The 24,662-nt window shown below is 56.7% G+C and carries 20 protein-coding genes; 11 read left to right on the top strand and 9 right to left on the bottom strand.

Annotation, left to right across the window (positions count from 1 at the left end):
- Window positions 1-28: 28 nt before the first annotated feature.
- Window positions 29-679, bottom strand: coding sequence for a hypothetical protein (locus IEX74_RS09265; protein WP_188813392.1), 651 nt, complete (start codon window positions 677-679; stop codon window positions 29-31).
- Between the two features lie 38 nt (window positions 680-717).
- Window positions 718-1,371: a protein-L-isoaspartate(D-aspartate) O-methyltransferase gene (locus tag IEX74_RS09270; protein WP_188813394.1), complete on the bottom strand. Its 654-nt coding sequence runs from the start codon at window positions 1,369-1,371 to the stop codon at window positions 718-720.
- 167 nt (window positions 1,372-1,538) lie between these two features.
- On the opposite strand from IEX74_RS09270, the gene IEX74_RS09275 reads away from it, so the two are divergent.
- Both IEX74_RS09275 and IEX74_RS09280 read left to right on the top strand, forming a co-directional pair.
- The gene (locus tag IEX74_RS09275) at window positions 1,539-2,957 is read left to right on the top strand and encodes a sugar transferase (RefSeq protein WP_229755177.1); all 1,419 of its coding nucleotides are present in this window, start codon (window positions 1,539-1,541) and stop codon (window positions 2,955-2,957) included.
- Window positions 2,958-3,062: 105 nt separating this feature from the next.
- Window positions 3,063-3,653 (top strand): riboflavin synthase, encoded by a 591-nt coding sequence (locus IEX74_RS09280; protein ID WP_188813396.1) that lies wholly within the window; start codon window positions 3,063-3,065, stop codon window positions 3,651-3,653.
- A 172-nt stretch (window positions 3,654-3,825) separates the two neighbouring features.
- On the opposite strand, the gene IEX74_RS09285 is transcribed toward IEX74_RS09280, so the two are convergent.
- Window positions 3,826-4,689, bottom strand: coding sequence for an SDR family oxidoreductase (locus IEX74_RS09285; RefSeq protein ID WP_188813398.1), 864 nt, complete (start codon window positions 4,687-4,689; stop codon window positions 3,826-3,828).
- A 200-nt stretch (window positions 4,690-4,889) separates the two neighbouring features.
- Here IEX74_RS09285 and IEX74_RS09290 point away from each other — a divergent pair, with 200 nt between their 5' ends.
- Both IEX74_RS09290 and IEX74_RS09295 read left to right on the top strand, forming a co-directional pair.
- Window positions 4,890-5,273: a winged helix-turn-helix transcriptional regulator gene (locus IEX74_RS09290; protein WP_229755178.1), complete on the top strand. Its 384-nt coding sequence runs from the start codon at window positions 4,890-4,892 to the stop codon at window positions 5,271-5,273.
- Between the two features lie 329 nt (window positions 5,274-5,602).
- Window positions 5,603-5,809, top strand: coding sequence for a hypothetical protein (locus tag IEX74_RS09295; RefSeq protein ID WP_188813402.1), 207 nt, complete (start codon window positions 5,603-5,605; stop codon window positions 5,807-5,809).
- Window positions 5,810-5,936: 127 nt separating this feature from the next.
- On the opposite strand, the gene IEX74_RS09300 is transcribed toward IEX74_RS09295, so the two are convergent.
- The gene (locus IEX74_RS09300) at window positions 5,937-6,521 is read right to left on the bottom strand and encodes a phosphatase PAP2 family protein (protein ID WP_188813404.1); all 585 of its coding nucleotides are present in this window, start codon (window positions 6,519-6,521) and stop codon (window positions 5,937-5,939) included.
- Window positions 6,514-7,434, bottom strand: coding sequence for an oxygen-dependent coproporphyrinogen oxidase (gene hemF / locus IEX74_RS09305; RefSeq protein ID WP_262892030.1), 921 nt, complete (start codon window positions 7,432-7,434; stop codon window positions 6,514-6,516). The genes IEX74_RS09300 and hemF overlap by 8 nt, the downstream gene beginning before the upstream one ends.
- A 228-nt stretch (window positions 7,435-7,662) precedes the next feature.
- On the opposite strand from hemF, the gene IEX74_RS09310 reads away from it, so the two are divergent.
- Window positions 7,663-9,876, top strand: coding sequence for an alpha-ketoacid dehydrogenase subunit alpha/beta (locus IEX74_RS09310; RefSeq protein ID WP_188813407.1), 2,214 nt, complete (start codon window positions 7,663-7,665; stop codon window positions 9,874-9,876).
- Between the two features lie 74 nt (window positions 9,877-9,950).
- Here the strand turns inward: IEX74_RS09310 and tamL are convergent, their stop codons facing one another.
- Together tamL and IEX74_RS09320 are read right to left on the bottom strand one after the other, a co-directional pair.
- The gene (gene tamL / locus IEX74_RS09315) at window positions 9,951-12,485 is read right to left on the bottom strand and encodes a translocation and assembly module lipoprotein TamL (protein ID WP_188813409.1); all 2,535 of its coding nucleotides are present in this window, start codon (window positions 12,483-12,485) and stop codon (window positions 9,951-9,953) included.
- A gap of 329 nt (window positions 12,486-12,814) precedes the next feature.
- The gene (locus tag IEX74_RS09320; RefSeq protein ID WP_188813411.1) at window positions 12,815-13,390 is read right to left on the bottom strand and encodes a nitroreductase family protein; all 576 of its coding nucleotides are present in this window, start codon (window positions 13,388-13,390) and stop codon (window positions 12,815-12,817) included.
- 274 nt (window positions 13,391-13,664) lie between these two features.
- Here IEX74_RS09320 and IEX74_RS09325 point away from each other — a divergent pair, with 274 nt between their 5' ends.
- The 6 genes from IEX74_RS09325 to IEX74_RS09350 all read left to right on the top strand — a co-directional run bounded on the left by IEX74_RS09325 (window position 13,665) and on the right by IEX74_RS09350 (window position 21,060).
- Window positions 13,665-14,414 (top strand): superoxide dismutase, encoded by a 750-nt coding sequence (locus tag IEX74_RS09325; RefSeq protein WP_188813413.1) that lies wholly within the window; start codon window positions 13,665-13,667, stop codon window positions 14,412-14,414.
- 293 nt (window positions 14,415-14,707) lie between these two features.
- Complete coding sequence (locus IEX74_RS09330) at window positions 14,708-15,778, top strand: 3-oxoacyl-ACP synthase III family protein (RefSeq protein ID WP_188813415.1); 1,071 nt, start codon at window positions 14,708-14,710, stop codon at window positions 15,776-15,778.
- 262 nt (window positions 15,779-16,040) lie between these two features.
- Window positions 16,041-16,787 carry a TrmH family RNA methyltransferase gene (locus tag IEX74_RS09335; RefSeq protein WP_188813417.1) on the top strand — a complete coding sequence of 249 codons (747 nt, stop codon included), beginning with the start codon at window positions 16,041-16,043 and terminating at the stop codon, window positions 16,785-16,787.
- A 405-nt stretch (window positions 16,788-17,192) separates the two neighbouring features.
- Complete coding sequence (locus tag IEX74_RS09340; protein WP_188813419.1) at window positions 17,193-17,816, top strand: (2Fe-2S)-binding protein; 624 nt, start codon at window positions 17,193-17,195, stop codon at window positions 17,814-17,816.
- Complete coding sequence (locus tag IEX74_RS09345; protein WP_188813421.1) at window positions 17,813-18,796, top strand: FAD binding domain-containing protein; 984 nt, start codon at window positions 17,813-17,815, stop codon at window positions 18,794-18,796. Before IEX74_RS09340 ends, IEX74_RS09345 begins: the two co-directional genes overlap by 4 nt.
- An 8-nt stretch (window positions 18,797-18,804) precedes the next feature.
- Window positions 18,805-21,060 carry a xanthine dehydrogenase family protein molybdopterin-binding subunit gene (locus tag IEX74_RS09350; protein WP_188813423.1) on the top strand — a complete coding sequence of 752 codons (2,256 nt, stop codon included), beginning with the start codon at window positions 18,805-18,807 and terminating at the stop codon, window positions 21,058-21,060.
- Between the two features lie 186 nt (window positions 21,061-21,246).
- Here the strand turns inward: IEX74_RS09350 and IEX74_RS09355 are convergent, their stop codons facing one another.
- The gene (locus IEX74_RS09355; RefSeq protein ID WP_188813425.1) at window positions 21,247-23,301 is read right to left on the bottom strand and encodes a M13 family metallopeptidase; all 2,055 of its coding nucleotides are present in this window, start codon (window positions 23,299-23,301) and stop codon (window positions 21,247-21,249) included.
- Between the two features lie 165 nt (window positions 23,302-23,466).
- Complete coding sequence (locus tag IEX74_RS09360; protein WP_188813427.1) at window positions 23,467-24,600, bottom strand: outer membrane beta-barrel protein; 1,134 nt, start codon at window positions 24,598-24,600, stop codon at window positions 23,467-23,469.
- Between the last annotated feature and the right edge of the window lie 62 nt (window positions 24,601-24,662).

The following is a 24,662-nucleotide window of genomic DNA, read 5'->3' on the forward strand; positions in this document are numbered from 1 at the left end:
AAGATAGGAGAGTGGCAGATGCGGCGGTTTACTTGTTTGTCCGGTGAAAATTGTCAACAAACCTAGGCAGTTCCTTCAATGGCCTTAAGTCGCTCTTATCTTTTTCATCATCCAGATCTTGAAAGTCGTAATCACGCACTTCCATTACACAGTCGTATTCTCCTAATACGTTATCCAGAGTAATGAGCCCGTACAATGCTACTGTATCGGGATTGTGGTTTTTAATCCCTTTAGAGTAGATGATCAGATCGAGCGAGTCGCCTTCTACGAGAGGATGAAAATACATTTCAGACGGCGTGAACTTAAGAGAGCGGTACTCCAGGATAAAATCGCTCGTGTCTCGTTGCCTAAACGCTGTTACTTTCCATCCCTGCATTAAAGGTGCTGCATCTACGATCCTGCGGACGACTGAGAATTTTGTCTTGTCTCCTTCTGGTGAAATTACTAGTGCCCGTGTCTTTTTAATCTCACTAGAAACCTCTACTGCTAAGCCGTCAGTTATAGGTTGAAGGTGCTCGATTATTAGGTCTAGCTTCTCATCTCGACTAGACTCGTTGAGATGTTCAAAGCTCTCTTTATTGTTTACGAACCATGTCCAAAAGTTTTTAATCTTATCATCTGTGCTAGGAGTACAGCTAGTGATAATAGCTGCTATACTGAGTAAAGCAAAAAAACGCATAGGTAGGATTTAGAAAGTTGATTATTCTAAGCCTAGCCTCACCCTTGCCACCCCGCCTTCCCCAGCAGCGGCACAAAACGAAACTCTTCAAACACTTCCCGCGAAAACTCATGTTCTGTTTCGCGCACCACGCGCATCATGTGCTGTGCCTGCGCATCACCCACCGGAATAACCAAAGAGCCGCCCACCCGCAACTGCTGGAGTAACGGTCGTGGTAGGTTGGGCGAACCGGCCGTAACCAGAATCTTATCGAAGGGCGCGTGCTGAGGCAAACCTAGGGAGCCGTCGCCGCAGAAGAGGTGAGCCGACTGGTGCAGGCCAGCCAAGCGACGGCGCGTGCGCTCAAACAGCACGGGCTGGTACTCAATGCTGTATACGTGGGGCGTAATCTGGAGCAGCACGCAGCACTGGTAGCCCGAGCCGGTGCCGATTTCCAGCACCCGCTCGTGCGGACCTAGGTCGAGCAACTGCGTCTGATAAGCAACGGTGTAAGGCTGCGAAATCGTTTGGCCTTCGCCAATCGGAAAGGCCTTGTCCTGGTAGGCGTGTTCCTGGAAAGCGGACTCAAAAAACAGGTGGCGCGGCACCACAGACAGAGCCGCCAGCACCTGCTCATCGTGGATGCCTTTGCGGCGCAGCTCGGCCACGAGGGCACGGCGCAAACCGCGGTGGCGGTAACTATCAGCGTGCATGGGGAAGAGTGGCGGAGGCATTGTCGGGTTCCGGTTTATTGCCCTACCTTTGCGGCGGTGCAAAGCAGGCGAAAAGCCCCGCAGTGCAGCGCCAGCCGCGAAAATACGGCTTCCGTCTCACAAATCAACTTGCCTGCCGGGGCCGTCCGGATGGGCCGCTACCACCCTTGATCCGTACCTTCCAAAAACTGAAGCTGATAACTGCCGATTTCGGAGCAGCTTTGTTGGCCTGGATTTTTTTCTTTTTGCTGCGCAAGTACCTGCTCAGCGAAATGATGGAAGGATATCATTTCACCGAAAGCGCCGTTTTCTTCCTGGTCGGCTCCTCCGCGATGATTGCCGTGTTCTGGACGGTGCTCTACGCGCTGATTGGCGAGTACCGGGACATCTTTCGCAAGTCGCGCCTGGCCGAGATTATTCGCCTGGCTAGGGTATCGATCATTGGGGCGGTCATCATCTTCTTCGTGTTGTTGCTCGATGACCAGGGTGTAAAGAACTATCAGCTTTATTATAAGACCATTACGGCCTACTTCGTGCTACACTTCACCATCACGGCGGTACTGCGGACGTGGGCTGTATCGAGCGTGCAGAAGCTGGTGTATAGCGGGGCTATTTCCTTTAATACGCTGCTGGTCGGCTCGAATGCCCTGGCCCGTGACACCTACCACGAGCTGCAACGCACCGGCCGCCACCTAGGTTTGAAGCTCGTAGGGTTTGCGCCAGTAGGCGACACGGTGGATGCGGAGTTAGCCGCCGAGTTGCCAGCACGAGGCTCTTATCTGCGGTTGCCGGCGCTCATTCGAGCCCTGAAAATTGAGCAGGTTGTTATCAGCATCGAGCCGAGCGAGCACCGCATGATTCAGCAGATTCTGACCCTGCTGGAAGGCACGCCCGCCCGCGTGAGCATCCTGCCCGACCTCTATCAGATGCTGCTCGGGTCGGTGAAGGTGAACCACCTATTCGGTACGCCGCTGATCGAAATCAAGCAGGATTTGCTGCCGCTGTGGCAGGAAGTAACCAAGCGGGCGTTGGATGTAATCGTATCGGCGTTGTTTCTGGTGCTGGCCTGGCCGGTGTACGCTTTCACGGCCGTGATGGTCAAACTTTCGTCGCCGGGCCCCGTGTTCTACTCGCAGGATCGAATTGGGCTGCACGCCGTGCCGTTTCGCATCTATAAGTTTCGCTCGATGTACGTGAATGCCGAGCAGATGGGCCCCGCACTCAGCTCCGACCACGACCCGCGCATCACGCCTTGGGGCCGCTTCATGCGGAAAGTCCGGCTGGATGAGCTACCGCAGTTCTGGAACGTGCTCAAGGGCGACATGAGCCTGGTGGGGCCGCGCCCCGAGCGGCAGTTCTTCATCGACCAGATCGTGAAAGTGGCGCCGCACTACCGCCACCTGCACCGTGTGCGCCCCGGCCTCACGAGCCTAGGCCAGGTGAAATACGGTTACGCCGAAACTGTCCCGCAGATGGTGGAGCGCCTCAAGTTCGACATCCTCTACATTGAAAATATGAGCTTGGCCATGGACTTCCGCGTGTTCCTCTACACGCTGAAAATCATCGTGGAAGGAAGAGGAAAATGAAGTTTTAAATGTTGAGTGTTAAGTGTTGAGTTAATCGGACGTGTACCGGTATAGGAAGACGTTAGTTCATTCAACACTTAACACTCAAAACTCAACATTTCAGAAATGTTCACTGGAATCATAGAAGCCCTGGGCACCGTCACGGATGTTCGCACGGAAGCTACCAACCGCCATTTTACCATTACCTCGCCCTTCGCAGCCGAGCTGCAAATCGACCAGAGCGTGGCGCATAATGGCGTGTGCCTCACGGTAGTAGCCGTAGATGCGGCGGCCGGTACGCACGTCGTAACGGCCATTGATGAGACGTTGCAGAAAACCAACCTAGGTCATTGGGCGCCGGGCAAGCGCGTGAATCTGGAGCGCTGCCTTTCCGCCAATGGCCGCTTCGACGGGCACATCGTGCAGGGCCACGTCGACCTGACGGCGGTGTGCGAAAGCGTGGAAGACCAAAACGGCAGCTGGCTCTACCGTTTCCGCCACGAGCCCGGCTCCGGCCGCGTGACGGTGGAGAAAGGCTCCATCTGCATCAACGGCACCAGCCTGACGTGCTTCGACAGCACCGACGACAGCTTCTCGGTGGCCATCATTCCCTACACCTACGAGCACACCACCTTCCAGGACCTAGCTCCCGGCGACACGGTGAACCTGGAGTTTGATATCGTGGGGAAGTATGTGGCCAAACTATTGGGCAAATAGCCAAACTACTTAGCAGTAGCTATGTAGCAACAAGTGGGCGGGCCGTGCAGGGCCTGCCCGAGAAACAGCCGGGTAGGGTTCGGCTGGAATCAGGCAAGTGAGTTTCCATGGGAACTCACTTGCCTGGCCCGGTTGGTTTGATGCCCTAGGTATCGTCCGCCGCTACGAGCGGTCAGGTGCCCGGAAAATAAGTTGTTTTCAGGTACTCGCGCAGCGAAGTTGGCTTGCGACCCAAAAGCCGCTCGACGGTATCGTGCGTGCCGGCCAGCATGCCGTGCTGGGCGGCGGCACCCCATTGGGCGAGGAAGCCAGCGACGGCTTCAGGGAAGCCGGCGGCTACTTGCTGCACGGTGTAGGGCGCCAGCTCGCTGCTGTTATACGCAATGGGCCGGCCCGCTAACTCGGAGAGTTCCCGGGCGATGTCGTGAAACGAGTAGGCTTCGCTCCCGGTCAGGGTATACTCCTGGTTGTCATGCCCTTCGCTGGTCAGCAGGGCGGCCGTGGCGGCGGCCAGGTCGGCCCGCGTGACGAATGCTATCCTGCCTTCTCCCGCCGGGAAACGTATCTCTGCGTCCGGCATTTCGCTCCCAATCACGTACCTAAGGCCTTCGAAGTAGTAGCCGTTTTTGAGAATGGTGTAGACCAGCCCGGACGCTTTGAGGTAGGCTTCCGTGGCCAGGTCGCTTTCCGTGACTTCCTGCATTACAAAATTGGTGCTGCGCTGGATGCTGGTGTAGAACAGGTGCTTCACCCCGGCTTGCTTCGCGGCGTCGATGACGTTGCGGTGCTGGCGCACCCGGTCGGTAAAGGCCACGGCAGAAACCAGCAGCACCTTCTCGACGCCCTGAAAGGCTTGCACCAGCGCGGGGTAGTCAAAGTAGTCGGCTTGCCGCACGTCGACGCCCCGCTGCACGAGGTCGGTGGCTTTGCTGACGTCGCGCACGAGGGCGGCGATTTCTGCGGCCGGGGTAGTTGTAAGCAAGCAGTCAATAGTATCGTGGCCTAACCCACCAGTGGCTCCGGTTACTAAAATCATGGTGAAAAGAATTAAGAGTGTTGTTAAATAAATAGGGAAACTGCCTAGGTTAAGCCAAGCGGGCTCCCTGTGATGTTGAGAGCAAAACCTGCGTATATTTGCTTGCGAATTGCAAGTGTAAAGGTATTGTGAAATACTTGCAAAAAGCAAGTGAAAAACCTTTTGTTATGAATGTGCTCAAACAGCGTTCTACCTGCCCCGTGAGCACATCGCTCGACGTGCTGGGGGACAAATGGATCCTGCTCATTCTCCGGGACATGGTGTTTGCCGGGAAGTCTACCTATGGGCAATTTCTGCAGTCGGCGGAAAAAATGGCGACCAACATTCTGGCTGACCGCCTAGCGACCCTGGAATCGCAAGGCCTCTTAACCAAGGCCGTGGCTGCCGATAAGAAATCGAAGTTCACCTACCGCCTGACGGAGAAAGGCGTGGATACCATCCCGATTATTGTCGAGCTTATGTTGTGGGGAACCAAGCATTGCCCCACCATCGTCGACCCTGGCTTGCTGGCAGAACTCCAGGCTGGGAAAGCCGCAGCCGTTGAGAAGTACCAACGGCGCGCCCGCGAAAAGGCCCTCGCGTAAATGAGCGTTATCAGTCTGATAATAAAGCACCTCGCTACTTCCCGCAATAACCCTAGGACATAACTCCTTTTACATGTTGCAAATGGTCAATTCCGGCACGGAAAGGATAGGTAAGCACGTCGATTCCAGCGGTTCAGCAAGCCACACCATACGGGGTGGAGACAACGCATTACCGTAGGCACAACAAGTTTGCCTGGCGGTAGTTGAACTGTGATTTCTGAACCGGTTTAACGGCTTAGAGGTATAGAAGATAACAGTCCTTATTTGGGGATTGGCAAATGCGACTTCTGGACCAAACTTTTGCCTAATGCCAAGCGTATCAACTTACTATGTCGAAGTCCAAGCGAGAATTAATCGAGCCTAATCCCGGTGATAAGCGCTACGTGCGGCGTAATGCAAAAGGCCAGTTCACCAGCGAAGTAGACCTGCACCGTTCCCTGTCGGACGATGACCGCAAGAACTCCAAGGTCACCAGCAAGCCCGGGCAAGGTGACCGGGGCGACGGTCATACCGGCAACCGCAAGCCGGCTAAGTAATATATGACACAAAAAAGCCGCTGCTAATGCTATAGCAGCGGCTTTTTGTCTTTATACCTATGCCTAACCTACTGTTTTCCTAATTGTGGAAGATTGTAGTGAAAGGTTAGGGCACCGCCTGCTAATATTAGGCAAGTTGGGAGAGGCTGGGCCACCACCGTACGACGCTGCGCCGGTAGATTTCGGCGCAAAGCCAGGCCAGCAAACTGCCCAGCGTAGCGCCGGCCGCAACGTCGCTGGGATAGTGGGCACCTAGGTACATGCGACTGTACGACACCAGTATCGCCCAGATCAGGAGCAGAACATTGGCCACCCAATAGCGCCGGGGCAACACAATCCAGAGGAATACCACCAGCGCAAAAGAGTTGGCCGCGTGCGAGGAAATAAAGCCGAATTGGCCGCCGCAGCCGTTGGCCAGGTTCAGCATGGCCGACAGCTCCGGATCGTGGCAGGGGCGCAGGCGGGCAAAGTAGGGCTTGAAAAAGCGGCTTGATACCGAATCAGCCAACGCTACGCTCAGGCCGAGCAACGGCAGCAGCAGCAGCGCGCGCCGGCGAAACAGGTACACCAGCACGACCAGAATAACCAAGTACGCCGGAAACCAAACGAAGCGTTCGGAAAAGAAAACCATCCACTTATCCAGCAAAGGGGAGTGATGGTTGTTGGCGGCGACTAACAGCCACCGATCCAGGTTTCGTAAGGACTCAATCAAGGGAAGCGGAAGTCTCGGCGGGTAATGCGGCCCAGTCTACGCCTTTACGGAGCCAGGCCAGGGTAGTGGCTTCGGGTGAACCAGGAGCGGGCTGAAGGTTGTAGTGCCATTCGCAGCGTGGCGGCAGGCTCATCAGGATGCTCTCGGTACGTCCGCCGGTTTCCAGGCCAAAGCGCGTGCCACGGTCGAAAGCTAGGTTGAACTCGGCGTAGCGGGCGCGGCGCACCAGTTGCCACTTTTCTTCTGCTTCGCTGAAGGGCAAGTCCTTGTTCTGGCGCATTAGTTCGGTGTAGATAGGGCCGAAAGCATCGCCCACGGCTCGCACGAAGGCAAACAGCTGCTCGGCTTCCCCATCCTTGCCCACCGTGAGGCGGTCGAAGAAGATGCCGCCCACACCACGCGTTTCCTGGCGGTGCGGCAGGTAAAAATAATCGTCGGCCCAGGCTTTGAAGCGGGAATAATAGCTAGGATCATGTTGCTCACATACGGCTCGCAACTGCTCATGGAACCAGCGGGCCTGCTGCTCATCCACGTAAATAGGTGTGAGGTCGATGCCGCCACCAAACCACGCCTCGCCGTTGCCAGCTTCGAAGTAGCGCACGTTCATGTGCACAATCGGCACGCGTGGGCTGCGCGGGTGCATCACGACGGATACGCCCGTGGCGAAGAATTCCGGATTCGGCATCAGCAGCACCTTAGCTGCTTGGGCGCTCATTTCGCCATGCACGGCCGAAAACCCAACGCCGCCTTTTTCCAGGATGGCGCCGCCTTCTAATATGCGGGAAGTGCCGCCTCCGCCTCCGGGTCGCTCCCAGATATCGGTCTGAAAGCTAGCTCCACCGTCGGCAGCCTCTAGTTGGCCGCAAAGCCGGCGTTGAAAATCGCGCATCCAGTCTTCAACGGCAGTACGCAAGTTTGGGATGGAAGTGGAGGGAGAAGACAAAATTGAAGATTCCACAGGCTGGAAGTCAGGTGGTTACTGCTGGTTAGGCAATAGATAAATCAGGATTGCGAGGCTAGGTGCCTCAAGGTGTTCCTGACAAACCGAAAGGCGTAAACAGCCGCAAAATTACGCAGAAAACGCTGCTAGCCGTCAACTCTGGCTGCGAAGCCGTAAATTCGTTCCGTTCTATTTCCGCCCATGTCGACCTCGCCCAACGCCACCCCCGAACCTAGCTTTTCTGCTGCATCCTTTCTTCGCCCGGCCGATGCGCCCGACCGCCCAACGCTGCTGCGCGCCTACCGGCTCATGCGCGTGGCCAGCGAGCTAGCCCACCTTTACGAAGAGAATAAGGCAGTTACGAGCCGCTACGTACACGCCACGGCCCGTGGCCACGAAGCCATCCAGCTAGCCGCGGCCTTCCACCTGCGCCCCACCGACTATGCCGCCCCTTATTACCGCGACGACGCCTTGCTGCTAGGCCTAGGTCTGACCCCCTACGAGCTGATGCTTCAGCTCATGGCCAAGCGCGACGACCCGTTTTCCGGCGGCCGCACCTACTACGGCCACCCTTCGCTGCGGCGCCCTGGTTTCCCCACTATTCCGCACCAAAGCTCGGCTACGGGCATGCAGGCCATTCCGGCAACCGGTATGGCGCACGGCATCAAGTACTTGGAAAGCCAAGGGATTTTGAAGAATGAACAATCAACAACGAGCAATGAACAATTGGAGCAGCCTAGGTTAGGGGGGGCGGCCAACGGCATTGCTCAGTCTTCTTTGTTCACTGATCATTCGGCGAAGCCAGTCGTGCTGTGTTCCATTGGTGATGGCGCCATGACGGAGGGCGAGGTGTCGGAGGCATTGCAAATGGCGGTGCTGCACCAGCTGCCCATCATCTACCTGGTGCAGGACAACGACTGGGGCATTTCGGCCACGGGGCGTGAGATGCGCGCGATGGATGCCTACGAGTTTGCCGCCGGTTTCAAGGGGCTGCACCGGCTACGGGTCGATGGCGCTGATTTTGGCAGCAGCTACACTGGTTTGGCTCGGGCCTTCGACTACGTGCGGCGTACGCGCGGACCGGTGTTGGTGCATGCCAAGTGCCCGTTGCTGGGCCACCACACCAGTGGCGTGCGGCGCGAGTGGTACCGCGGCGACAACCTAGCCGCGCACACTCCTCTCGACCCGCTGCCGCGCCTGCACCAGCAACTGCTGAACCTAGGTATTGCAGAAGCCGAGCTACAGCGGTTCGCCGACGACGCCCGCGCCCTGGTGTTGGCCGACTACCAACGCGCCCTAGCCGCACCATCACCCGACCCGGCCACCTTCGCCGACCACGAGTTTGCCCCACCCGCCGTCACTCAGGAAACCGGTGAGCGTGCTCCGGCAGGTGCCGAAAAAGTATTGATGGTCGATGCCGCGCTGCACGCAGTAGATGAAATTTTGAGTGAGTTTCCGGAGGCGCTGCTCTACGGGCAGGATGTGGGTGGGGAGCTAGGCGGCGTGTTCCGTGAAGCCGCGCTGCTGGCCAAAAAGTACGGCGACGCCCGCGTGTTCAACACGCCCATTCAGGAAGCGTATATCGTTGGCTCCACGGCCGGTATGTCGGCGGTGGGCGCGAAGGCCATCGTGGAAATTCAGTTTGCCGACTATATCTGGCCGGGCCTGAACCAGCTAGTAGAGGAGCTAAGCAAGTCCTGTTATCTCTCCAACGGGCAGTTTCCGGTGCAGTCGCTCATTCGGGTGCCCGTGGGGGCTTACGGCGGCGGCGGGCCGTATCACTCCGGCTCTATTGAAAGCACGCTGCTCACCATTCGGGGTATCAAAGTGGTGTATCCGAGCAACGCCGCCGACATGAAGGGTCTGCTCCGTTCGGCCTTTCTTGATCCGAATCCGGTAGTATTGCTGGAACATAAAGGTCTGTATTGGAGCAAAGTGCCGGGCACGGAAGACGCCAAAACGCTTGAGCCGGCTGCCGGCTACGTCATTCCGCTGGGCAAAGCCGCTGTAGCCCAAGCCGCCGACCCCGAGCAGCTACGGCGCGGCGCTACGTGCGTGGTTATCGCCTACGGTATGGGCGTGCATTGGGCCAAAACGGCAAGTCGTCCGTTTGCTGGGCAGGTTGAAATTCTGGATCTGCGTACGCTCAATCCGCTTGATTTTGAGGCCGTCGAAGCAGCCGTGCGCACGCATAGCAAAGTGCTGGTGCTCACCGAGGAGCCGCTGCTAAACTCCTTCGCCGAATCATTGGCAGGCCGTATTCAGCGCACGTGTTATTGGGACCTGGATGCTCCTGTCTTCACACTCGGCGCGGCCAATCTGCCTGCCATTGCCCTGAACGTAGATTTGGAACGCCAGATGCTGCCCACGCCCGAAAAAGTAGCCGCCGCACTGGCGGAGCTTTTGAAGTTTTAAGTGGTAAAGGTTGAGTGTTGAATGGGAAGTTTGCATAACTAGAACATCCATTCAACACTCAACCTTTAACATTCCTAAAAAGGATACCCGATACCTAGGTTGAAGGCGGTTGGAGCGTCTTGGTTAATATTATTAAGGTTGCCGCTGCGTAAGCTGAATTTACGCAAAACCCAATTGCTGCCTTCGGCTGAAGGATCATACACCTTGGTAGCAACATCCAGACGCAGAATCAGAAAGGTAAAATCCAGGCGGATACCAATGCCTGAGCCTACGGCAAATTGCTTGTAGAACCCATTTGCCTTAAATTCTGCGCCCTCTCGATATTCGTTTTTTTGTAAACTCCAGACGTTGCCAAAATCAGTGAAAACAGCTCCTTTAATAAAGCTGTACACCGGAAAGCGATATTCCAAGTTGCCTTCCAGCAAGACTTCACCAGGCTGCTCCACGTTGTAGTTGCGAACTAATACAGATTGCCCATCTTGATCCACATTGTAAGTCGTGGCATAGCTCCCAGGACCTAGGCGCCGCGGCCGCCAGGCACGCACACTAGAGGCACCCCCGGCAAAGAAGTATTTATCATAAGGAATAATATACTGCCTGATCTTCGTTGTCTCTTTGGTAACAGGGTCCGTTCGCTCTACCTCAGTGCTGCTCAGAGCATGGGCGACACCGCCATTAAAGCGATATACAAAAAATGACTGCGGCCCCAGCTTTATATAGCGTCGGTAGTCTAGGGCTAAGCGGGCAAAGTTGTACACCTGGATATTACGGTCGTTGAGCACCTGCTGATACAACGACCGAGTCAGACCGCCTACTTCCACAAACAAACGGTAATAGCGGGCGTCTCGGGTTTGGTTGAAGTCGTTGGAGTTATAAAGAGAAGTAGCGTTCATACTGGGTACGAACTGTTGCGTGAAGCTGCGAATAAGCGGACTACCTGTGAGGGCCAGCGAGTCGAGCAAGCTCTGGAAATAAGGAGCAATCCGACTGGCATTCACCAGGCTTAAGTCCACCGGCGTTAGCACGTACTGATGATAAACTGAGCGCTGCCAGATATAATCGTAGGTGCCCTCTAGGTTGGTGCGGGTGTACTCGGGGCGCCGCACATAGGTGTAGATACCATTGAAGCGCGTCTTAGGGTTGTAACGAGTCAGAAAACGATCAGGGCGCCAGGGTACTAAAAATTGCGGCAAGATGAGGCTGACGTTGGCACCTAGCTGCGTGGTAAGGATACTCCTTCCTGTTATACGGTTATACTGACCTTCAAAACCAGCACGTAATCCTATTTCCAAGATTTCAGCGCCCCCAAATACATTGCGGACTTTCAGGCGCACATTAGCGAAAGGACCCGGTTTGCCTGATACGTAAGTGCCACCTAGCTCCGTAGTTTCCTGGTACTTCTTCGTCGGTGATGCGTTGATGAACGCATCCAGCTGCCGGCTGGTGGTGTCGCCGCTTACCGTGCGCACGCGGCGGTAGGTCACGGTGTTGAAGCGAAAAATATCCAGGTCGGCGAGCTGACGTTGCGTCAGTAGGGTATTCTGAAGGTTGTAGCGCTGATTGGGCCGGATGGCTAGCTTGCGGTCCAGCACTTTGGTATTGAAGCGGTGCTGAAAAGCTAGGTAGCGCACCGAATCGCGCACGATGGTGTCGCGCTGCACCCCAAAGCGCGTCGCGCCGGCATCCGTCAGGAAGTTGACGTTGCGAATGGTGTAGACGTGGTGAAACTCATTCGGGCCGGGGTTGGCGACGAACGTGCGCAGGCGCACGGTGCCGGGCGTGTAGCTCGTATCGGCTTCCAGTGTGATGTACTGCGAGCGGAAATCGTAGTAGCCCGCATTCTTAAGCAAGGCTTCAATGCGCGCCCGTTCCTGCCCGATTACTTCCTCGTTGTAGCGGTCGTGCAGGTGCAGCAGCGAGGCCGGTTGGCTGGCCAGTACCACGCGCGCCACCGCCGAGTCGGCAATGTCGTAGTCGAGGCGTTCGTAGGTAAAAGGCTTGTTCTCCGTGACATGCACCGTCACGGTTACCTGGCGGTCCTGCACCGTGTCGGTGGTCGCAACGTGGCTGCGAAAGAAGCCCTGCGACCGCAGAAACGTGCTGATTTGCTGGACGGTAAGCCGCGTGAGTGTTGTGTCGTATACCACAGGCCGCTCGCCCAGCCGCATGATGGCGTTGCCCTTGTCGATGGCTAGTTGGTGGCGTTGCACGTGCTGCTCGCGCTTGGTCAGCAGCTTGCCGACCTTCACCGAATCAGGGCGCGCCGCCTGAATCTTGGCGTCGTACTTGGCGCGCTCCTCGTTCAGCTGGCGGCGCAGCCGCGTGGAGTCGTAGAACACCGTGCCGAGCTGGTAGATACCTAGCTTCGGCAGCGGAAACTTCGAGTTGGGCTTCTGCTGGTACAAAGCCTCAAGGCGCTCAGCATCAGCCTGCTTTACGCCTTCCAGTTTGATTTTGCTCAGTAGATTCTGACCCGGCCGCAACAGCCGAATAGGGGAGCAGCCGACAAACAACACAACCAGCGCCAACCCCGCCAGGAGCCCGCGCCAGTGGAGGCGTAGAAAAACAATCCGCGCCCGGCGGATCTGAAGTGGCAAAGATGATTTCAAAAGCAGGAACGAAATACGTACACGCGCTGCACCAGAAAAGTGCCAGCTCCGGCACCGTGCCTTTCAGGAGGAAACACAGCGTCCGGGAGCTGCTAAGTTCCGAGATTTTGCCGAACCCTGCTACGCAGCACATTCCTTGCCAGGCAAAGTCGTCGGCAGACTGCCCAAGAGGTAGCGGGCCAGCCTGGAAAACGCTGCGGCACCTAGCTCTGGTATAGTTGCTTAACCTAGCTTTTCGCTTTTACATCAACAAGGCCTGCCATCTACCACGATGACGGGCCTTGTTGATGTAAAAGCAATAGAATCAATCAGCTAAAGCAAAAACAGCCTTAGTCCGGGAATTCGTTGCGGAAGGCAAACTCAGCAAGGGGCTTGCGATGCCGCGGCGCACTTTCGCGGGTGCGGAAGGGCTCATCCAACTGATCAGGCGTGCCCACATAACCCAGGGCAATGAAAACGACCGGCTCCAGACCTTCCGGCAACTGGAACACCTCGCGGGTGCGCGCCAGATCGAAGCCACCCAGCACGTGGCCGTGCAGACCTAGGGCTGTAGCTTCCAGGAACAAGGTCGCGTTGGCGGCGCCCACGTCGTGCATGGCGGTGCGGTTCAGCTGCCCGTTGTCGTAGTGGGTTTTTACGAGCGAAACCATCAGCACGGGCGCGTGCTTGGCCCACGCCTGGTTGGCGGGCAACAGACAGCTTAGCAGGCGGTTAAAAGCTTCCGTATCTGACTTATGCGCGTAGATGTAGCGCCAGGGTTGCTCATTCATGGCGCTGAACGCCCACGAAGCGGCTTCCAGAACTTGCTCCAGCGTCTCAGGCGCAACTGGTTGCGCTGCGTACGCACGCGGGCTCCAGCGCTGGCGGATCAGTTCATGAACGGGGTAGGAGGTGGTAGTTTCCATAATGATAGTGCCACCAAGTGGCGTAAAACTGCCAGGTTAGCAGTGAGTCGTTAAGAGCGTTTCGAACGGCTGTTAGTTTGTATTCAAATCAGCCTGCGAGTATAATGTATAGACATTAAATGTAGGTACATAGTTTAAAAATAAAAGATTTCGCTGCTAAAATCTCTTGGGTGGTTGTGGCCAACAGAAAGCTCGACCTAGGTTGGCGCTTCCTACGTAGAATAGCACTTCAAGCGTTTCGCTTACTCTTTATTTCTCTTTCTCCTTAATATCCATGCTGAAGCGAGATTTTCTTAAAAACGGACTGCTAACGATGGTAGGAGCGCTGGTGAGCCCGGCCGTGCTGGCCCGCGCCCACGACGAGCAACTCCTGCGCGAGGCCCGTGCCACCCCGATAGCCGACGGCCCGTTCACGTTGCCGCCGCTGCCTTATGCCTTCAATGCCTTGGAGCCGCACATCGACGCGCGCACCATGGAGATTCACCATGATGCCCACCACAAAACCTATGTTTCTAAACTGAATGAGGCCGTGGCGGGCAAGCCCGAAGAAAAGCTGACGCTGGCCCAGCTGTTAGCCTCCGCCAGCAAGCAGCCCGACGTGATCCGCAACAACGCGGGTGGCCACTGGAACCATTCTTTTTTCTGGCAGCTGCTGGCGCCCAAAAGCGGTGGGCAGCCGACGGGCGCGCTGGCTACCGCCATCAACAAGGACTTTGGCTCCTTTGACAAGTTCAACGAGGAGTTCACCAAAGCCGCTACCGGCCGCTTCGGCTCTGGCTGGGCCTGGCTTATCTACGATGCCAAAGCCGGTAAGCTAGCTATTACGAGCACGCCGAATCAGGATAATCCGCTAATGGATCTGCCTGGTATTCAGCGCGGCACGCCAGTACTGGGCCTCGATGTGTGGGAGCACGCCTACTATCTTAAGTACCAGAATAAGCGCCCCGACTACGTGAAAGCCTACTGGAACGTGGTAAACTGGTCGGAGGCGGGCAAGCGCTACGAAGCCGCCAAGAAGGCCTAACATCCTTATTAAAACGTTCAAAAGCCCGGATTACGCTGCTTCAGGTGTAATCCGGGCTTTTGAACGTTTTAGTGGCTAGAGTTTCAAGCTTTTACGTAGGGAAAACCTAGGTGCCTAGGGCAACGCTTCTTCTGCGGGAGCCGATAGCTGAACAAGAACCCTTATCTTTAGCGTCGCGCTGGTACTGGCTTGGGTTTTTACGCGTTAAATAAAACGAGTTTCCCGCCTGTCAGATCCGGCGCATATCCAATTCATTGAGCCCGTGCTTATCGTGGCTATTTCCCCTCTAGCCTATGACCCGAGCTGTGCTGGCCGGTACTGGTAGCTGCATCCCCGACCTCATTGTTCCCAACCAGGATTTCGCTACGGCGCAGTTCTTCACGGCTGCCGGCGCGGCCATCGTGCAAGATCCTACGCTCACGCTGGAGCGGTTTAGCGCCATCACCGGCATTCGGGAGCGGCGCTACGCCCGCCCCGACCAAGCCGCCTCTGACCTAGGTTGGCTGGCCGCTGCCGATGCCTTGAGTAGCTCAGGAATCGATCCGGAAAGTATTGATTATCTGATTGTAGCGCACAACTTTGGTGATGTAACCGCAGGTAGCAATCGGGTGGATCTGGTGCCGTCGCTGGCTTCCCGCATCAAAGCGCGGCTGGAAATAAAGAACCCTAACTGCGTTGCTTACGACCTAGCTTTTGGCTGTCCTGGTTGGTTGGAAGCCGTTATTCAGGCCAACTACTACATCCGGTCGGGCGATGCGCGCCGCTGCCTGGTGATTGGTACCGAAACCCTATCGCGCATCGTCGATCCGCACGACCGGGACACAATGCTGTTTAGTGATGGCAGCGGAGCCGTGATTCTGGAAGCCAGCTCGACTGGCAACGCTGGCATTCTGGCCCACCATACCCAAACGCACGCCCACGAGTACGCCGGCTTACTGAGCATGGGCAAGTCGTACTCGCCTGATTACGAAGGTGAAGCGGATCGATTCATGAAAATGCAGGGCCGTAAGCTGTACGAGTTTGCCTTGCAGCACGTGCCAACCGTGGTGAAAACGGCTCTGGATAAGGCAGGCGTATCGCTGCATCAGGTGAAGAAAGTGCTCCTGCACCAGGCCAACGAAAAAATGGACGTCGCCATTTTGCAGCGCGTGTTCCAACTGTATGGCGAGGTGTGTTCTAATCTGGACCTGATGCCGATGACTATTGGCTGGCTAGGCAACAGCTCCGTCGCGACGCTGCCTACGTTGGTAGACTTGCTACAGAAAGGCCAGCTTGATAGTGAGGCCCTTATGGCCGGCGACCATGTGGTGCTGGCCTCCGTTGGGGCGGGCATGAACATCAATGCAGTCGTCTACCAATGCTAGGTGGTCGGTTTAAACCTAGCTGGCTTTATAAGTAACCTAGGTTACGACCTAGCCCCAGCGGGGCAATATATTGGTAGTAACTGGCCGAGCACATAACCAACCGAGCCCCAGCGGGGCGACACCTAGGTTTCAACGACCGGTGCCGCCCCGCTGGGGCTCGAGTATTTGTGCGGATCCTGATCTGCCGATATGCCGCCTCATCGGGGCTACGCTGCAACCTAGGTTAAGTCGTACTTTAGGGCCGCATTTACCGTCCTCTTTTATGCTTTCCAAAGCCCAGAAAACCTACGTAGAACAACTGAAACAGAAGAAATACCGGCTTCGGCACGGGGCTTTTCTGGTGGAAGGAGGGAAAAGCGTCCGGGAGTTGCTGCATTCTGCTCTCACCACGGAGCGTTTGTTTCTAACGTTGGAGTTTGCGGCTAAAATCCAGGCGGAACTGCCTAAAAACGTGCCGGTTGAGGTTATTTCCGAGGACGAGCTGACGCGCCTGGGTACGCTGACGACCAACAACACCGCACTGGCTATTGCACGTCTGCCCGACGAAACCCCCTTGCAGCCCGCCGCTGATACGTTGCTGCTGGCCCTCGACCAAGTGCGCGACCCCGGCAACCTAGGTACCCTGATTCGCCTGGCCGACTGGTACGGCCTGGCTGGCGTGGTCTGCTCCGATACCTGCGCCGACCCGTGGGCGCCCAAAACCGTGGCCGCCACGATGGGCTCATTTGCCCGCGTGCAGGTTTGGCAACGCGAGCTGCCCGCCTGGCTCGATGCACTACCGGCCGACCTGCCGCGCTACGGCGCCCACCTGGAAGGCGACAACGTGCACCGCCTGCATCTGCGCCCAAGCGGCGTGCTCATCATGGGCAGCGAGTCGCACGGTCCGCGGCCGGAGGTGCTGGCGCGCCTCACGCAACGGCTCTACATTCCGGGCACGGGCGGCGCCGAAAGCCTGAACGTGGCTGTTTCCGCTGCCATCCTGCTCGATAACTTTCACCGCGAGCTGTAAGGCAGTACGTAGTTGGCACCTAGCTGAGGCTAGGTTTTCAGCGAGCAGCTCGTCGGCAACCTGCTATAGCTTTTCGCGGTACACTGACTTTCAAAGATGGTCGGAGGCGTTGATACTGCTACATTTTTTATCTTCCGCTAAATTCAGGTGCTACGCGAAGGATAAAACGCAGATTATTGGTTTTTTCGTTAACCTACTGGCCTACGAGTTGTTGCAAATCTAGGGCAGACCTGCTACTTCACACCTAACCAGAGCGCACCTAGGTTTCACTGCTCACAACTACCAGCGGCTTTCCTGCCGGAAGGCAATTCTTGGCGTTTTATCTTGTCTTTGACCTTGCAGCGCTTGACCCAGAACGTTGCTGCTCTGTTCTACAAGCCATCTTATACTTCTTGTCCCACAGCTATGAACCCTGAACCCGAACAACCAAACCACGACGAGGCGCGGCGAACGTTCCTCAAGCAGTCGTCGCTGCTCACAGCCTTTGCCTTCACGCCCGGCCCGGTGCTGCAAGCCGCGGCTGCCGAAATAGACGAAAAAGTAGCCTCCGCATTCGAGAAAGTACCCGTGCGGCTCGACATTAACGGCCAAAAACACAAGCTATCTATTGAGCCGCGCACCACGCTGCTCGACCTGCTGCGCGAACAGCTAGGTCTGACCGGCACTAAAAAAGGCTGCGACTACGGCCAGTGCGGTGCCTGCACCGTGCACATCGACGGCAAGCGCGTGAACTCCTGCCTGACTTTCGCGGTGATGCAGGAAGGCAAGGAAATCACGACCATTGAAGGACTGGCTAACGGCGACAAGCTGCACCCCATGCAGGAGGCCTTTATCAAACACGATGGTTTCCAGTGCGGCTACTGCACACCCGGCCAGATTATGTCGGCAGTGGCGTGCATTAGGGAAGGCCACGCCGACTCGGACGACGAAATCCGCGAGTACATGAGCGGTAACATCTGCCGCTGCGGCGCTTACGCCAACATTGTGAGTGCAATTCAGGAGGTTAAAAACGGAGGCCAGAAGGTATGAACCAGTTCCAATACGTGCGGCCCACCAAGCAGAAAGCTGCCATTGACGCGCTGGCTAAAGACGCCAATGCCCAGATTATTGCCGGCGGCACCAACCTCATCGACCTGATGAAGCGCGGCGTGATGGCGCCCCAGAAGTTGGTGGATATCAACAAGCTGCCGCTTAACAAAATAGAGCGCGACGGGAGCAATACCCGAATTGGTGCCCTAGCTCTCAATGGAGTGGTGGCGGAAGATAAGCTGGTGCTGGAAAAGCATCCCTTGCTCGCTCAAGCACTCAATGCAGGCGCTTCGGCGCAGCTGCGCAACATGGCTACCGTGGGCGGCAACATGCTGCAACGCACGCGCTGCCACTACTTCTACGACACGGCGTTGCCCTGCAACAAGCGAGAGCCCGGCTCCGGCTGCGGTGCCTTAGAAGGCTTCAACCGGATGCACGCCATCTTTGGCTTCAGCGACAAGTGCATTGCCGTGCACCCTTCCGACATGAGCGTGGCTCTCGTGGCTCTCGATGCGACCGTGCTGGTAAGCGGCCCGAAAGGTGACCGGCGCATTCCGTTCATCGACTTCCACCGCCTGCCCGGCGACACGCCTCAAAAGGACACGAACCTGGAACCCGGCGAACTGATTACTGCCGTCGATATTCCCGATGCGCCGTTTACCAAGAATGTGCATTACTTAAAGGTGCGCGAGCGGGCTAGCTATGCCTTTGCGTTGGTGTCGGTAGCGGCGGCGCTAAACATTGAAAACAACACCATTAAGGATGCACGCCTGGCAATGGGCGGCGTGGCCCACAAGCCCTGGCGCCTGACGGAAGCCGAGAAGTCTTTGGTGGGCAAGCCGGCCACGGAGGAAACCTTCCGGCAGGCAGCTGAGGTCGCTATGCGCGGCGCTAAAGCCTTCAAGTACAACCAGTACAAGCTGAAGCTGGCCCCTAACTCTATTGTTCAGGCCCTTAAAACTGCGGCCGCCGTCGCCTAATCTGCGTTATGAAAGAACAATCTCCAAAACAAAGCGGGGCAATTGGCGAGCCGATGAACCGGGTTGATGGTCGGCTGAAAGTAACCGGCGCGGCAAAGTATTCAGCTGAGTATGAATTGCCTGGCCTCGTACATGGCGTACTAGTAGGCAGCACTATTACCAAAGGTACCATCAAAAGCATCGATACGCGGCAAGCCGAGCGGGCGCCGGGCGTGCTGGCCGTTATTACGTACCTGAACTCTCCCAAAGTGCCGGGTTTTGCCGAGCGCGACCACCCCGCCGAGCCGCCCACGGCCGGGCAGCCGCTGCGGGTTTTCCACGATAATAAGGTGCTGTTCAACGATCAGCCGATTGCCATTGTGGTAGCCGACACGCTGGAGCGGGCTAGGTACGCAGCGTCGCTGGTGAAAACGCAGTACGACCAGGACAAGCACCAGACGAATCTAGAAGCGAACCTAGACAAAGGGTTCTTGCCCGTGCAAGCTAAAAAGAACCCCAAGTCGCCGCTGGCGGATTATCAGCGCGGCGAAGTAGATGCCTATAAAAACGGTGCTACTAAGCTTGAAGCTGAGTACGTGATTCCGACGGAGATGCACAACCCGATGGAGCTGCAAGCCATCATTGCGCATTGGGAAGCGCCCGACAAGCTTACGGTATACGACAAGACACAGGCCGTAATGGGTACCCAGCGGGCGTTTGCCAAGGATTGGGGCATTCCAGAGGCGAATGTGAAGGTCATTGCGACGTTTGTAGGTGGAGCCTTCGGTAATGGTTTGCACAACTGGCCTCACGAAACTGCTGCCATTATTGCCGCTAAGAAGACAGGTCGCCCGGTGAAAGTGGTGCTGACGCGTGAGCAGATGTTCACGATGGTCGGCTACCGGCCGTACACCTGGCAGAAAATCGGAATGAGCGCCACGCCCGACGGCAAGCTGACGGCTATTACGCACGAATCCGTGGGGCAAACATCTAGCTACGAGCAATTTACCGAGTCGACGCTGCAGCAGACGCGGATGATGTACACGAGCCCCAACGTGACGACCCGCTACCGCATTGCCTCCCTCGACGTGAGCACGCCGATCTGGATGCGTGGACCAGGGGAGGCCACCGGGGCCTTCGCCCTGGAGTCGGCTATCGACGAAATGGCCTACGCGGTGAACATGGACCCGCTGGAATTCCGGGTGCGCAACCACACCGACACCGACCCTGACAACGGCAAGCCGTGGTCGACGAAGTACCTGAAAGAATGCTTTCAAATGGGCGCTGAGCGCATCGGCTGGAAAAACCGTAAGCAGCAACCCGGCGCGGTGCGCGCCGGCGATTGGCTGGTGGGCTACGGTATGGGCGTAGGCACGTTTGGCGCGCACCGGGGAGCCGCGACGGTAAGAGCTAGGTTGCAAAAGAACGGACAGCTGGTGCTCCAAAGCGCCACGACGGACATCGGCCCCGGCACGGGTACAGCTATGGTGCAGATTGCCGCCACCACCCTAGGTATGCCGCCCGAAAAGATTACGTTTCAGTTAGGTAACTCCACCTTCCCGCAGGCGCCTTCGCAAGGTGGCTCTTCGACGGTGAATACAGTGGGCGCGGCCGTGCAGGATGCTTGTATTGCCTTGAGAAAGAAGCTACAGCAGCTAGCTTCTGCTACGCCGAACGGCGCTGCGTTCAACGCCGCTAAGCCCGAAGACATTGTCATTAGCGAAGGACACCTGAGCCTTGCCAGCGACAAACTCGCCAAAGCGGCTTACGCCGACTTGCTCAAGCAGAACAACGAGGCAGAGGTGGAAGTCGTGACCGAATCGAAGCCGGGCAACGACCGGGACAAGTACTCGATGTACTCGTATTCGGTGCACTTTGTGCAGGTGCACGTGCATCCGCTCACCGGCGAAGTGCGTGTGAAGAAAATCATTTCCTGCGCCGACGCCGGCACCATCATCAACCAGAAAACGGCCGGCAACCAGATGATGGGCGGCGCCGTGGGTGGCATCGGCATGGCCCTGACCGAAGGCGCCGTAATTGATGACCGGTTTGGTCGTTACGTGACGAAGGACCTGGCCGACTACCACGTACCCGTTCATGCCGACGCGCCGAACATGGAATTTGCCTTCGTCAACAAGCCCGACCCGCACGTGAATGCCCTGGGCACCAAAGGCATCGGCGAAATTGCCATTATTGGTATGGCGCCAGCCATTGCCAATGCCGTGTTCAACGCGACCGGCAAGCGCATCCGTGAGCTGCCGATTACGCCGGATAAGTTGATCTAGGGCAGAATCAATCGGCCGTCATGCTGAGCTTGCCGAAGCATCTCTACCGCTTCGTTGCGGACGTTAGAAGTTACCATTGCGGTAGAGATGCTTCGGCAAGCTCAGCATGACAGTCTTAGTTATATAAAAAAGCCTTTCCTCACTGCTGAGGAAAGGCTTTTTTGTTGTGTCACTTCTAAAAGCAGCTTACCAGATCTTCACGCGGGCACTGTCAGGGCGCCAGAGCTTCTGGCCTTGCTGGATGTTGAAGGCTTGATAGAACGCCGGCACGTCGGCGAAGGGGCCGTTTACGCGCAAGTTGGCGGGCGAATGTACGTCGGTGAGCACGCGCTGAGCCAGCACTTCGTCGCGCTGGTGGCCTTGCCAACCTAGGGCATAGCCGAGGAAGTAGCGCTGCTCGGGCGTAAGGCCCGCTATTTTCTCGCCCTTCTTATACTCATCCGTCTTTTTGAAAGCATCCAAGGCAATGACGATACCACCTAGGTCCGCAATATTTTCGCCAGCAGTAGCTTTGCCGTTGATGTGCAAGGAGTCGAGTACCTGATAGCCATTGAACTGGCGCACAATGCCGTTTACGCGTTGCTGGAACAGCTTGCGGTCGTTCTTCGTCCACCAGTTGCGTAGGTTGCCTTTCTCGTCAAACTGGCTGCCTTCGTCGTCGAAGCCATGAGTCAGCTCGTGACCGATGGTAGAGGCGCCGGCGTAGCCGTAGATGATGGCGTCGTCGGCGTCTTCATCTTTCAGGCCCGGAACGGCGAAGATGGCGGCCGGCAACACAATTTCGTTGTTGCTGGGGTTGTAGTAGGCGTTGTATGTCTGCGGCGTCATTTCCCACTCGGTGCGGTCGACGGGCTTACCTAGCTTGCCGAGGTTGTACTGGTACCACCACTGGTGCGCCCGCATCACGTTTTGGGCGTAAGAGCTGCGGTCTATTTTAAGAGCCGAGAAATCCTTCCACTTATCGGGGTAGCCTACTTTGGGCGTGATTTTGCTGAGCTTTACTAGCGCTTTTTGCTTGGTGGAGTCGCTCATCCAGTCGAGCTTCTGGATATGCTCGCGGAAAGACGAAACCACGTTGGTCACCAGCTTCTCGTAGCGGTCTTTAGTAGCGGGCTTGAAGTACTCTTTCACGAAAAGCTGACCTAGCATTTCGCCCATAGCATCTTCTTCCTGGTCGAGCACGCGCTTCCAGCGGGCGCGCTGTTCCTTTTGGCCCCGCAGGATGGTGCCGTAGAAGTGGAAATGCTCGTCGTCGAGCGGGCGGCTCAGGTTGTCGGCGTAGGCATTCACCAGGTGCCATTGCAGGTACGCTTGCCAGGCCGCAATGGGTGTGGTTTTCAAGAGCTGTCCGGCCGTTTTGTAGAACTCCGGCTGCCCCACAATCACGGTATCGGCTTTGGTTAAGTCCATCTTGGCGAGCCATGTCTGCCAATCGAGGCCGGTGCGCTTACCTAGGTCGGCCACGGTCATTTTATTGTAGTTGGCGTAGGGGTCGCGTAGGGCTTCCAGCTTGCGCGAAGAGCCGGCCAGCGTCGTCTCCAGCTTCAGCACCTGGGCGCTGCTGGCCTTGGCCGTCACCGAATCCTGGCCGAGGAGTTGAAACATGCGGGTGACGTGCTTCGCGTATTCCTTGCGAATGTTGGCCGTGCGCTTGTCCTTGTTGAAGTAGTAGTCGCGGTTGGGTAAACCTAGGCCAGCCTGCCCGAGTTGCAAGGCCATCTTCTCGCTGTTTTTAGCGTCCTGGGCTACATATAAGCCAATCAGAGCATTTACGCCCAGTGGCTTAAGGCGGGCAATTTCGTTCTGTACATCCTCGGGCGTGCGGAGGGCGGCAATGCGGTCCAGCTCGGGCTTCAGGGGCTGGATACCTAGCTTATCGGCCCGCACGGAATCCATGCCCGTGGCCCAGAAATCACCGATTTTTTGCTGCACGCTGCCCTCGGTTGCTTTGGCCTGGGCCGCCTCCTGGTTGATGACCTTTAAGCGCGCGTACACTTCCTCCTGCACTTCCGCGCCAATGCTCCAGGCGCTTTCAGAGGCTGGAATCGGGTGTTTCTTGAGCCAGGTTCCGTTGGCGTAGGTGAAAAAATCGTCGCCGGGGCGAACGGTGGTGTCGAGGTTCACTTTCAGCAAATCGGGTTGCGAAGCGGTGGATTTGTTGCTCGGCTGGCAGCCTTCCAGGAACGTTCCTAGTAAAGCGCTCAGCAGCAACCAGCGGCCGGCAGCAGCGGCGTTGTTCATGCAGAAAAAGTAAAAGTGAGAGGTGCAATTAAAACCAAAGTAGCGCTTTCAGCTGTAGTTCAGATGAGCTAGGTGGTGGTGTATCTGACACAAAAAAAGCCCGGCAGATGCATCTGCCGGGCTTTTTAGTAATGCAGCGGGAAGCCTGCGCTTCGCGCTACCTGCTTACAGAAAGGAAATACCGAAGCTCAACGTTTGGGCCTGCGGACCGCGGTTCTCCTTGAACAAGTCGTTGAGGTTGTATTTTACGAACAAATCAATGCCGCGCACGCCGATAACGCCTTGTAGGCCATACTGGAAGTCTTCCAGGTTGTAGCTGCCGCGGTCTTTGTCTTTCTTGGTGCTGCCATCCTGGTCATACTTGATTTTGGTGTGGCTGCTGAGGCGGTAGCCCACGAAACCGCCAGCGCTTAGGCGGAACGACTCGTGGCCTTTCTGGTCGCGGAAATAAAGCTGCGCCATCAGCGGCAAGTTGAGCGTGGTGGTGGCTAGCTTGCTCTTTTGCAGATTGAACGAAGACTCCTTTCTGATAAAGGACACGGAGGAATCAGCGGCAAACAGCCGACGATTGTTGTCGAACATGTAGTTGTTGAAAGCAACTTCCGGCCCCGACACGATGTAGAACGGACTGCCTACTTTGCCTACCCGCCAGGAGTGACGCCACTGAAAGCTGATGTAGCGGGAGCCTAGTGGCCGCAAGTCGAATGGTACGTCAAGGCCTGAGTTAGCGCTGCCACGATTCACCAGCGTATTCAAACCTAGGTCCATGCTGAAGTTGCTGTGGTGCGGACGGTTAAACTTTGTCTCGGCCTTCACTTTGCGCAACGAGTCGCGGGTGCCGGTGTCCAACCGGCCGACGTGCACCTTCACGTTGTCGCCGTCGTCATTGTCGTCTACTACCACTCCAAAAGAAGGGCCCAACCGCACTTCTACGTGGTCGTTGCTGGCGGATTTCTGCGCGTTGCGCACGGTCACGCGGATCTGCTCGGGCATGGCCTTGCCGGGCTGGTCTTTGGCGGGGTAGAACTCCATCGTCACCTGGCCGGTTTTGGAGTTTTTGCCCGCAGCTTCGGCCTGCGTGATGTAGGTGTCAAGCAAAATCATCAGCGAATCGAGCTTGTAGCTGCGCATCTGGCGCAGCTGCTCTTTGTTCTTGACGTACAGCGTCATAACGGCCTGGTTGGGCAGTTTCACCACGATGGTATCGGTGTACGGAGACGAAGTTGTGGTTCTAGCGAAGGAAGGCGCGGCCAGCAGCGTCAGCAGCAAAAAAGCCAGCAGCGAGAAGAAGCGTTTCATGTCGGTTATCAGTTAACAGTTATCAATTTCAGTTTTAGCTACCGTTACCATCTTTTGCTCGG

Origin of the sequence: Hymenobacter cavernae (assembly GCF_014641455.1) — a bacterium.
GTDB classification, from domain to species: Bacteria; Bacteroidota; Bacteroidia; order Cytophagales; family Hymenobacteraceae; genus Hymenobacter; species Hymenobacter cavernae.